The organism is Kutzneria sp. 744 (genome assembly GCF_000568255.1).
GTDB lineage: Bacteria > Actinomycetota > Actinomycetes > Mycobacteriales > Pseudonocardiaceae > Kutzneria.
In genome coordinates this window covers 5923271-5934545 of the sequence record NZ_KK037166.1, presented here as the reverse complement: position 1 = coordinate 5934545, position 11275 = coordinate 5923271, and the positions used below count along the sequence as shown (strand labels likewise).

General features: G+C 68.9%; 9 protein-coding genes. 4 read left to right on the top strand and 5 right to left on the bottom strand.

What is annotated here, in order from left to right; translation table 11 throughout:
* The 3 genes from KUTG_RS26825 to KUTG_RS26815 form a co-directional block, all read left to right on the top strand.
* Positions 1-2536: transglycosylase domain-containing protein (locus KUTG_RS26825; protein WP_232240956.1), on the top strand; the 2536-nt coding region annotated here is incomplete at its 5' end.
* Positions 2537-2571: 35 nt separating this feature from the next.
* The gene (locus KUTG_RS26820) at positions 2572-4509 is read left to right on the top strand and encodes a transglycosylase domain-containing protein (protein WP_052395450.1); all 1938 of its coding nucleotides are present in this window, start codon (positions 2572-2574) and stop codon (positions 4507-4509) included.
* A gap of 48 nt (positions 4510-4557) precedes the next feature.
* Positions 4558-6135 (top strand): glycosyltransferase family 87 protein, encoded by a 1578-nt coding sequence (locus KUTG_RS26815; RefSeq protein ID WP_232240955.1) that lies wholly within the window; start codon positions 4558-4560, stop codon positions 6133-6135.
* Here the strand turns inward: KUTG_RS26815 and KUTG_RS26810 are convergent.
* Entirely contained in the window at positions 6105-6575 is a 471-nt protein-coding gene (locus tag KUTG_RS26810; RefSeq protein ID WP_043720622.1) for a hypothetical protein, read from the bottom strand. The two genes, KUTG_RS26815 and KUTG_RS26810, sit on opposite strands and share 31 nt — an antisense overlap.
* A 95-nt stretch (positions 6576-6670) precedes the next feature.
* On the opposite strand from KUTG_RS26810, the gene KUTG_RS26805 reads away from it, so the two are divergent.
* A complete protein-coding gene (locus KUTG_RS26805; RefSeq protein WP_043730737.1) occupies positions 6671-6898 on the top strand; it encodes a type II toxin-antitoxin system Phd/YefM family antitoxin in 228 nt (75 codons plus the stop codon).
* A gap of 22 nt (positions 6899-6920) precedes the next feature.
* On the opposite strand, the gene KUTG_RS26800 is transcribed toward KUTG_RS26805, so the two are convergent.
* The 4 genes from KUTG_RS26800 to KUTG_RS26785 form a co-directional block, all read right to left on the bottom strand.
* Complete coding sequence (locus KUTG_RS26800; RefSeq protein ID WP_043720620.1) at positions 6921-8120, bottom strand: SGNH/GDSL hydrolase family protein; 1200 nt, start codon at positions 8118-8120, stop codon at positions 6921-6923.
* A 37-nt stretch (positions 8121-8157) separates the two neighbouring features.
* The gene (locus KUTG_RS26795) at positions 8158-9384 is read right to left on the bottom strand and encodes a hypothetical protein (RefSeq protein ID WP_043720617.1); all 1227 of its coding nucleotides are present in this window, start codon (positions 9382-9384) and stop codon (positions 8158-8160) included.
* Positions 9368-10603 carry a glycosyltransferase family 87 protein gene (locus KUTG_RS26790; protein ID WP_043720615.1) on the bottom strand — a complete coding sequence of 412 codons (1236 nt, stop codon included), beginning with the start codon at positions 10601-10603 and terminating at the stop codon, positions 9368-9370. Before KUTG_RS26790 ends, KUTG_RS26795 begins: the two co-directional genes overlap by 17 nt.
* Positions 10600-11275, bottom strand: a 676-nt coding sequence (locus KUTG_RS26785; RefSeq protein ID WP_043720613.1) for a deoxyribonuclease IV, incomplete at its 5' end; no start/stop codon positions are given. The genes KUTG_RS26785 and KUTG_RS26790, both read right to left, overlap by 4 nt.

Here is an 11275-nt window from a genome sequence, read left to right as displayed (position 1 = left end):
CGGTGGTCCTCCGCCGCCGGTGGGCCGTGGCGGGCGCCCCGGCCCAGGTGGTCCCGGTCCCAACGGCATGGGCGGCCGTCCGCCCGGCCCCGGCCAGCGCGGCGGCCTCAACGGGCCGACGCAGCGCACTCCGTTCAACCAGCCGACGGACATGCTGCCGCCGGTGCACGAGGAGTACCAGCGCGAGCCGGAGCTGATGACGCACCGCGAGCACGACCTGCCACCGGGCGCCAGCGGGGACTACATCGAGCCCGACGAGTACCTGGACAACGAGTACGACGAGGCGGTGCTGCGCAAGAAGCGCATCTGGCGCCGCGTCCGCCGTGGCGCGTACGTGCTGGCCGCCGTCGGCTTCGTCGGCCCGATCGTCGCGTTCATCATCACGTACTTCATGGTCGAGCCGCCGGACCCCGCGTCGGTCCTCAACCAGCAGCAGACCATGACCATCTTCTACGCCGACGGCAGCGTCATGGCCACGCTCGGCCCGTCGACCGGCGGCGACCGCACGATCCTGCCGATCGACAAGATCCCGATGGTCGTGCAGCACGCCGTCCAGGCCGCCGAGGACGAGACGTTCGCGACCAACAGCGGCTTCGACATCAAGGGCATCGGCCGCGCCGTGTTCTCGCAGCTGAAGGGCGGTGGCGGCGGCGGTTCCGGCATCACCCAGCAGTACGTGAAGAAGGCCACCGGCGAGGAGGACCACACCCTCACGCGTAAGTGGACCGAGCTGGTCAAGTCCATCAAGATGAGCCAGCAGCAGACCAAGGACCAGATCCTCGCGGCGTACATGAACACGGTCTACTTCGGCCGCGGCGCCTACGGCATCCAGGCCGCGGCGCAGGCCTACTTCGGCGTCACCGTGGACAAGCTGGACCCGTCCCAGGCCGCGTTCCTGGCCGGCTGCATCAACGTGCCGGCCTACAACGAGGACCCGAAGTGGACCAATGACCGCTGGTCCTACACGATGGGCCGGATGGTCGCCAACGGCTGGCTCAGCGCGGCCGACCGGGCCAAGTTCCCGGACCAGCCCAAGCCGGTCGCCAACAACACCGACGGCGACGGCGCGCTGCCGGGCCCGACGGTGTTCGTGGTGCGCCAGGTCCTGAAGGAGGCGGCTGACCCGGCGTTCGGCATCGGCATGGACCGCCCGGCCCTGCAGAAGATCGGCGCGCAGATCCACACCACCATCGACAAGAAGGCCATGGACCAGGCGGTCCAGGCCAACCAGACGGTGATGGCCAAGGACAAGGAACGCAGCAAGAGCATCGCGTCGGCGCTGGTCTCGATCGACCCGAGGACCGGTGGCATCGTCGCTTGGTACGGCGGCGATGATCCGAAGGCGTTCACCTTCGACATGGCGGACACGCCGAACCAGCCGGGCTCGTCGTTCAAGCCGTACGTGTTCATGGCCGGCATGCAGACCAACTCGTCGATCGGTCTGCAGTCGCTGTACAACGGCAAGAGCGGCCAGAAGTTCGGCAACGACCCGAGCAGCCAGATCACCATCAACAACTCCGACGGCGAGGAATGCCCGTCCAATCCCTGTTCGGTCAAGCAGGCGATGACGCTGTCGATCAACACTGTCTTCTACAAGATGACCGACGACATCGGCCCGAAGGCCGTGCAGGCCGCCGCTTTCGGCGCCGGCATCTCGAAGACGCAGAAAGTCCTCGGTGAGGACCAGGACGCCCTCGGTGGCAAGTCGCCGGCCGACGGTATCGCGCTGGGCCAGTACGAAGTGCGGCCGCGGGATCAGGCGCAGGGCTACGCCACGCTGGCCAACAACGGCATGTACATCCCGTCGCACTTCATCACGTCCATCGGTGACAGCGCCGGTCAGACGCCGTACGACTCCAAGGCCAACCCCTTGCTGACGCCGACCCCTGCGTTCGACAAGACGGACTTGACAAAGAACGCCCAGCTGGCGCGAAACGTCACGGAGTCCATGCTGGACGTGGCGAAGAGCTCCTGTGCCGACCAGGCCCACACCCAGTGCGCCAACATCGGCACCCGCCCGGTCGCCTCCAAGACCGGAACGGCCCAGTACAAGGACACCAACGACAACGCCAACGCGTGGATGGTGGGCTACACACCGCAGGTCGTCACCGCGGTGTGGGTCGGCAACAACAACGGTTACGCGCCGATCAAGGGGTACTACCTCAACCACATCGGCCCGTCGCAGAACTACGCCATCTACGGCCGTGAGGAACCCGCGTACATCTGGAAGAACTACATGTCCGCCTACCTCCAGGGCCAGCCCGTGCTGCCGTTCTCGGCGTTCAAGGACCTGGGCGGCAAGGGCAACTTCAGCGGGCTCACCACCACGACCGTGCCGACCCAGACCACCACCACCGCGCCGAGCACGACGACGGGCACGACGGACACGGACGAGACCTCGACGCACCCGCGGCACACGACGACCAACAACACGTGTCCGTTCGGAATCTGCTCGCCCACCGACACCAGCAGCAGTACCAAGGACCATGGCGTCGGAGATCCAGGAGGCGGCGGCTTCGGCAGCGGCGGAGGCTGAGCAACTCCTTCGCCATGATGGGCGTCTGACCTGATGTGGCGGAGCAGGGGGACAACAAGAAGAAGCGGGACTGGCGGCGGATCCGACGCACGTGCTACGTGCTGGTGTCCGCCGCCTTTCTCGTGCCGGTGGCGGCGTTCGTGATCACCTACTTCCTGGTCGACGTGCCGGATCCGGACGCGATCGCGTCGCAGGAGACGCAGACGGTGTCGCTGTACTACGCCGACGGCTCGAAGATGGTGGACATCGCGCCCGAGGGCACGCGGTCGAAGGTGAGCTACGAGCAGATCCCGGACGTGGTCAAGCACGCGGTGTTCGCCGCCGAGGACGCGACGTTCGAGGAGAATGCCGGCTTCGACGTGAAGTCGATCGTGCGGGCGGTGTGGATCCAGCTTTCCGGCGGGCACAGTGGCGGCTCGGGCATCACCCAGCAGTACGTCAAGCAGGCCACCGGCGACGACGCCCCCAACCTCGGCCGCAAGTGGACGGAACTGGTGGCGGCGTTCAAGATGAACAACGAACGGTCCAAAGAGGACATTCTCACCGCATACCTCAACACCGTCTACTTCGGACGCGGCGCGTACGGGGTCAGGGCGGGCTCGCAGGCCTACTTCGGCAAGGAGCTCGATCAGCTCACCCCGTCCGAAGCGGCGCAGCTGGCCGGCATGATCCAGGGGCCGAGCAAGAGCGAGGACGCCGCCTACCGGTTGTGGCGCTGGCAGAACGTGATGCAACAGATGGTCGACAAGCGCTGGCTGTCGACGAGCGAGCGGTCCGACTTCACGGCGCCGCCGGCGCTGATCGACCGGGACAAGGCGCGGCCGACGTCGCTGTCCGGGCCGCGGCAGGCCATCGAGGACCAGGTGCTGGACGAACTGGCCCAGCAGCCCTTCGGCCTCACGGAGGACCAGGCCGAGCGCCAGGGCGTGAAGATCTACACCACGGTCGACCCCAGGGCCCAGGACGCTGCCGAGCAGGCGGTCAACTCCGTGATGAACGGCCAGCCGCGCTCGCTGCGGCAGGCCCTGGTCGCGGTGAACCCGAAAACCGGTGGCATCACCGCGTACTGGGGCAATTCCGGCCCGGGCACCACCGACAACGCCCAGACCCTGCAGCAGCCGGGCACCGCCTTCCAGCCGTTCGACCTGGTCGCCGCGCTGCAACAGGGCATCGGCACGAGTTCGGTGTTCAACTCCGCCTCCCCGCAGACCTTCGACGCGCGGCAGATCACCAACACCGAGGGCTCCTATCCGTGCAAGGCGGTATGCACGCTGGCCCAGGCGCTCCAGTACTCGATCAGCACCGAGTTCGCGAACCTCGTCTACAACCGGGTCAGCACCAAGGCCGTCGCCGACGCCGCGCACCAGGCCGGCGTGCCCGGCGAGGTCGACGGCACCAAGCTGCTGGCCGGGGAGAACGGCGGCAATCCGGACATCAGCATCGCCAACGGCGGTGGCTCCACCCAGGTCCGCCCGATCGACATGGCCGCCGCCTACGCCACGCTGGCCGCCGACGGCCAGCGCCGGTCCCCGCACTTCATCAGCAAGATCACCTTCTCCGACGGCCGCAGCTTCGAGCGCCCCGACGACGCGGCCGCCGCGTTCGGGACCAACAGCCAGCAGATCGCCGACTCGGTCACCGCCGCCCTGGCCAACGGCGCGCAGCAGAACGCCCTCAGCCTCGCCGACAAGTGGCCGACGGCCGTGAAGACCGGCGCCCAGCCCCTCGACGGCCACGACAACGCCAAGGCCTGGACCGTCGGCTACACCCGCTCGCTGGCCGCCTCCGTCTGGGTCGGCTCCGACCGCTACGAGCCGATCCGCGACAAGGACGGCAACCCCATCGTCGGCAGCGGCCTGCCCGGCAGGATCTGGCAGTCCTTCATGAACACCTACCTCAAGGCGTCCAGCGCCCCGGCCGAGGCCTTCCCACCGGTCGCGACCGGCCTACCGCACACGCCGACGACCCGCTGATGAGGACGCTGACTCCGTGCACACGCGGGTGCCCGTAGCATGCCCCGGGTGTCAGGTGAACCGGATGGGATCGAGTCCGTGCAGCCGACCGGCACCTCCCTGTTGGAGGACACCGAGTCGCTGGGGCCGGACGAGCGTGTCGCGCCCACCTGGACGGAGTCGCTGGTCCGGTCGCTGAGCCGACCGTTCGGCGGCCCGCTCGGCCGGCACGCGTCGGTGGGGCGGCAGTGGTTCTGGACGGCCGGGCGGGTGATCCTGCTGCTGGCGGTGGTGATCCTGGCGCTGGGCTGGCTGCAGAAGTCCCCGTGCGTGCAGACGGTCAAGGACGACAAGGGCGTGCTCCAGCTGGACTGGAGCGGCAACCGGCAGTACGTGGCCATGTGCTACTCGGACGTGGTGCCGCTGTACACGGCGGAGCGGCTGGACCAGCCGGGCATGTTCCCGTACCGCACGTCCTGGGTGGACGGCGAGGGCACGCCGCAGGCGCACATCCGGTACATGGAGTACCCGGTGCTGACGGGCCTGTTCCAGTGGTTCAACGCCAAGCTGGCGCAGGGCTACATCTCCATCGCGGGCAGCGGCATATTGCCGTTCACGATGACGGTGGTGGCCTACTTCGACTTCATCTCCTTCTTCCTGTCGCTGGCCTGGCTGGTGGTGGTGTGGTCGGTGATGCGAATAGCCGGCCGTCGGATGTGGGACGCGGCGCTGGTGGCGGTGTCGCCGCTGGTCATCGTGCAGGCGTTCACGAACTTCGACACGCTGGCGGTGGCGTTCGCGACGGCGGCGCTGCTGGCCTGGGCGAAGAAGAAGCCGGTGCTGGCCGGCATCCTGCTCGGCCTGGGCGGGGCGGCGAAGCTGTACCCGCTGTTCCTGCTGGGGCCGTTGCTGCTGCTGTGTTGGCGCGGCGGGAAGATGAAGCAGGGCCTGACCACCACGCTGTCGGCGGTGCTGATGTGGGCGGCGGTGAACGCGCCGATCTACATCCTCTACCGGCCGGGCTGGTGGGAGTTCTTCCGCCTCAACACCGAGCGCGGCGTCGACCCGGACACGCTGTACAACGTCGTCCAGTACTTCACGGGCTGGCTCGGCTTCGACGGGCCGCTGGCCCAGAACCAGGTGCCGACGATCCTGAACACGGTCAGTGCGGTGCTGTTCCTGATCTGCTGCGCGGGCATCACCTGGGTGACGATGTCGGCGCCGATGCGACCACGGCTGGCCCAGATCAGCCTGCTGGTGGTGGCGGCGTTCCTGATCACCAACAAGGTGTGGAGCCCGCAGTACTCGCTGTGGCTGGTGCCGCTGGCGGTGCTGGCGATCCCGCGCTGGAAGCCGCTGCTGGCCTGGATGACCATCGACGCCCTGGTATGGGTGCCGCGCATGTTCTTCTATCTGGGCACGGACAAGAAGGGCCTGCCGGCCGGACCGTTCCTCACGTTCGTGGTGCTGCGGGATCTGGCGGTGATCGGCCTGTGCATCCTGGTGATCCGCGAGATCTACCGGCCGGAGCTGGATCTGGTGCGCCGCAGCGGGGACGACGATCCGATGGGCGGCTTCCTCGACGGCGCGGCCGACAAGTTCACGTTCCGCAGGCGTCAGCGCTTGATGACGGCGTCGGTGAGCTGACCGGCGCCGACCGGGTCGAGGGCCCGGTGCAGCGCGTCGAGGAAGTTGTCGGTGCGCAGCCACCACGTGTACAGCAGCACTGTCACGACCAGGGCCGCGAGCAGCGGCGTCTGGTCCCAGAAGACCATGCCGACGACCAGGCCCGCGATGATCACGACCTCACCCGTGAACAGACGCGCGAAGATCATCGACCGGGCCAGCTCGACCACCGCCTTGCGGTCCGGCCGCTTGGCCGGCGCCTTGCGCTTGTCGATCACGCCCACCGCGTAGGCGCCCACCACCCCGATCGCCGCCGGGATCAGCGCGTACGGGGTGAGCGTCGCGGGCGCGGACGGCAGCACGATCACCAGCCCGACCACGACGAACAGCACACACGGCCAGAACACGGACAGGGCCAGCCGCCGGAACGCGCCGAACGCCGAGGTACCCGGTTGGAACATGCCGAGATCCTCGCACCCGGCGCTCGGGTGAGACACAGTCACCCTTCTGTGGCCACATTCGACCCGCCAATGTGGCCGCGGTAAACAAGTACGCCATGAACGTCGGAATCCGAGAGCTCCGAGACAGGCTGAGTCGACACCTGGCTCAGGTTCGTCAGGGACATACGCTCACCGTCACCGATCGCGGCAAGCCGATCGCGCTGATCGTGCCGGTCGGACGGCCGACGACACTGGACCAGCTCACTGCCGATGGCGTCGTCCGGCCTGCGCGGTCGCGCCCGTCGGTGAGCGCTCGCGCCGACACCAACGCGGCGCTCGGCTGAGCGAGCGCCGCGTCCGCCCGGGTCAGAGCGAGTTGAGGTCGATGGCGTTGGCCATGGCCTGGTAGCCGGCGTCACCGGGGTGCAGGTGGTCGCCGCAGTCGTAGCGGGGGAGCATGCGCTGCGGGTCGGCCGGGTCGCGGGTGACCTGGTCGAAGTCGAGGACGGTGTCGTAGACGTGGCTGGTGCGGATCCAGTCGTTGACGGCGGCGCGCACCGCCTCCAGCTGCGGGGTCCAGACGCCCCAGCCCTTGAACGGCAGGATGGTCGAGGCGATAGTGCGGATGCCGCGGGCGTGGGCTCGCTGGGCGATGTCCTGGAGGGCGCCCTCGATCTTGGTGGGGTCGAGCTGGTGGGGATCCTGCTGGATGTCGTTGACGCCGAGCAGCACGATCATGCTGTGCACGTTGGTGCGGGACAGCACGTCCTCGTCGAGGCGCTTGATGGCGGCCTCGCCGCCGCCACCGCCGTCGAGCAGCAGCCGGTTGGCGCTGATGCCGGCGTCGTTGACGCCGTAGCGCTGGCCGAGCCGCTCGGACAGGTAGTTGGGCCAGCGGTGGTTGGCGTCGGGCGTGGAGCCGTAGCCGTCGGTGATGGAGTCGCCGAGCGTGACGACGGTGCCCTGGGACACGGGATTGAGCACGTCGATGCCGGTCAGGTAGTGCCACACCGTGGTCTTCTCGGTGAAGGCGGTGCCCCAGGTGTCGGCGGTGTGGTCGCCGTCGCGGGTGAAGAACGAGGTCTGCATGGCCAGCGGGTGGTAGGTGACCGGCCCCGACGGCGTCGGCACGAAGGTCGTGACCAGCAGGTTCGAGTTGGACGGGACCCGCAGCGCAACGGGGTCGCTGACGACGTCGAGCCCGGCGGCGACGGTGGTGGACACGCTGCCGTGGAACTTCACGGTGACCACGGAGGCGGCGTCGGCGGTGCCGACGCGGGCCTGCACACCCACGGTGACGTGCCCGAACGTGACGGGCGAGGTCCCGTAGCGGTTGCTGAGCCGTATCCGGGCCTGGCTGCCGCCGACGCTGGTGTGCACGACATTGCGGATCGAGTAGTTCGGATAACCGTTGGGGGTGTTGTCGACGCCGGTGGCCGGCGAGGCCTCCCAGGTCCCCACCCAGTTCCCGGCGGCGCGGTCCAAGGTCCCGGCGGCCGCGAGGCCGGTGGTGACACCGAGCGCCAACAACACTGCAAGGGCGATACGTCCGAATCGGCTGGGCATGACACGCTCTCCCCTCCGCGGCGGCGGACCTCCACCTTCACTCCGGGACGGGATCCCGGGTATCGCCCACTGGAGTGGTGCTGATCACAACAAGGCCGGCCACGAGGAGTTCGGCGGCGAACACCCACTGGTTCAGGAACGTCTGCTTGTTGACCAGGTCGAACGCCGCGAGCACGACGCCGGCCCCGAGCAGGAAGCCGGCCTTGGACCGCACGACGAGCCAGTAGGCCAGCGCGAGCACCGCCACCACGACCACGGTGCCGAGCGCCCCGGGGATCAGCTGGTAGAGCGACACGGAGCGGCCGATCAGCGGCGTGAGCAGGTAGAAGTCGGCCGTGCAGGTGCGGAAGCGGCCGGGATCGGCGATCACCCACGGTAGGCAGACCAGGGCGGCGCCGCCGAACGTGGCCAGCACCCGACGCCAGCCGAACCGGGGCCAGAACGCCAACAGCGGAATCAGCACGACCAGGTGCTGCTTGGTGGCCAACGCCAGCGCGAGCGGCACGATCGCCCAGCTGGCCTGGCCCCGCTCGATCAGCACGTAACCGGCGACGAGCCCGAGCAGCAGCAGCGGTTCGGTCCAGGACTGCTGCACCACGAACAGGGTCCCCGGCAGCACCCCGACCAGCAGCGCCAGCGGCCAACGCCGGGTGTGCCAGCCGAGCAGGGCGCATGCGCCGAACAGGTAGCCGGTCTCCAGCCACCGCACGTCGCCGAACAGCCACTGCGCCGGGGCGGTGAGCAGGAAGGTCGCCGGGAGGTAGTTGAAGCAGTTGTCGGTCTGCCCCGGCGGCACCTCGGGGAAGCGCATCTCGTACGGATTGAGCCCGCTCACCAGGCCGCCGGCGGAGTCGCGCAGGATGATCCACACGTCGATCAGCGGCCGCCCGCCCAGGATGACCAGCACATATCCGACGCCGAGCACCACAAGCCCGACCCACCACCAGCGCGCCGGCAGCCACGGCAGCACGGCCACCACGGCGGCGGTCACGGCCCCGACGGCGATGCCGACATTCAGCCAAGGCGTCGTGACGACGTTCTCGATCGGCGGCTTCAGCAGCAGCGCCGCCAGTGACAACAGGGCGGCGGCGCTGACGGCCCAGCGCGGCACGCGGCCGCCGGGGAGAAAAGCCAGTAGCACCACGACCAACGCCGCCAAGCCCAGCACGGCGTAGAGGTTGTAGCTCAGGTGCGTGACGGCCAGGAACGCCACCAGCGCGGCGCCGAGCAGCACGACCGGGCCCCGCTCACGTGACAGCCACACTGGTCCGCTCCGTCTTGAGGAAAACCACGAACAAACAGGCCAGCAGGATCGCCCGGCCCCACACGCCGGCGACCACGGCCTGTGCGGCCACGGTGTTGTAGATGCCGTCGGGCAGGCGGTTCTCGATCTCGTAGTACCACCGGAACACGCCGAGGTAGAGCACGACGTCGACGGCGAAGTAGGCCGCGATCCACTCCCAGCGGATCGGCAGCAGCACCAGGAAAGGCAGCAGCCACAGCGTGTACTGCGGGGAATCCACCTTGTACAGCAACAGGAATCCGCACAGCATCGCGCCGCAGACCGGCAGCAGTGGGAATTCTTGCCGTCGCCGGCCGACCGCGAGGGCCACCGCGAACGACACCACGATCAACACCGGCGACACCACGCCGACAACCGACTGGAACACGGTGTTGCCGGGGTCGGACAGCGGGCGGAACCACCAGAACCAGATGGAGTTGGAGGTGATGTCCACCGGCCTGATCCACTGGAACGTGATCGACGCGGCCCACCCATCGGGTCCCGCGACGACGAACGGCAGGTTCACCAGTACGGCGACCACCGCCGAGGTCAGCACCACCCGCACGGCGTCGAGCGAACCCCGCCGGCCCAGCACGTACAGGGCCAGCGGCAGCACGAAGATCGCCGGATAGAACTTGAGCGCGAAGCCCAGGCCCAGCAGCGCCGCGGCGACCAGCGGCCGGTCCTTGCGCAGCGCGAAGAAGAAGGCGGCGACCGAGCAGGCCACCGCCGGCAGATCCCAGTTGTGGAACCCGTACAGCACCAGCGGCGGGCCCAGCGCCCACACCAGCGCCCGCCACCGCGCCAGCTTGCCCAGCAGAAACCCGGTGAGCAGCCCGAACGGGGCCAGCAGCAGCGCGGAGAACAAGAGGTACTGGCCGTCGTTGTCGGCGAACCAGGCGCCGGCCCACATCAGCAGCCCGGTCAGCACCGGGTACTCGACGGCGCCCCCGGTCAGCCGGCCGTAGGGGTCGATGCCGCCGTCGACGTACGGGAAGACGTGCTGGTCGATGTCCCGCCCCAGCCACAGGTGCTGGATGTCGGAGTAGCAGACGTCCCGGTACCGACGCACCTCATAGGACGGTGTGGTCCGGCCCTCGGCGTCATAACCGGGCCCGGCGCAGCGGGCCTTGTTCGCGTACCCGAGCGCCAGGGTGCAGCCGCACAGCAGGACCAGCAGGGCCAGTCCGGCCTTTCTCACCCGCCGAGCTTGGCGCGCAGGAACTCGATGTCGGCGGCCTGGCCCTCGTCCGGCGTCTCGACCACGGCCGGCGCCTGCGCGGCGGCCAGCACCGCGACCAGCTGCTCCGGCTCGATCGTGCCGTCGGCGATGTTGGCGTGCCTGTCCCGCGCCGAGTTGAACTCGTCGCGCGAGCTGTTCAGGTGCACGAGGTCGATGCGGCCGGTGATCGCCTTGACCCGCTGCACGATGCCGACCAGGTCCTCGCCGGCGGCGAAGGCGTGGCAGGTGTCCAGGCAGAAGCCCGCGCCGAACTCGCCGACCGCGTCCCACAGCCGGGCCAGCGCGTCGAACCGGCGGGCCATGGCGTTGTCGCCGCCCGCGGTGTTCTCGATCAGGACCGGCACGTCGAAGCCGCCCGACTCGGCCTGCCGCTCGAACAGCTTGCGCCAGTTCTCGAAGCCGACGGCGGCGTCCTCGCCCTTGGCCACGTGGCCGCCGTGCACGATCAGGCCCTTGGCCCCGACCGCCTTGGCCGCGGTGGCGTGCTGCTGGACCAGCTTGCGCGACGGGATGCGGATCCGGTTGTTGGACGAGGCCACGTTGATGACGTACGGCGAGTGCACGAAGACGTCGACGTCGCCGGCCAGCAGCTGCTCGGTCTGCGGATGCGGCTTCGGCGCCTTCCAGCCC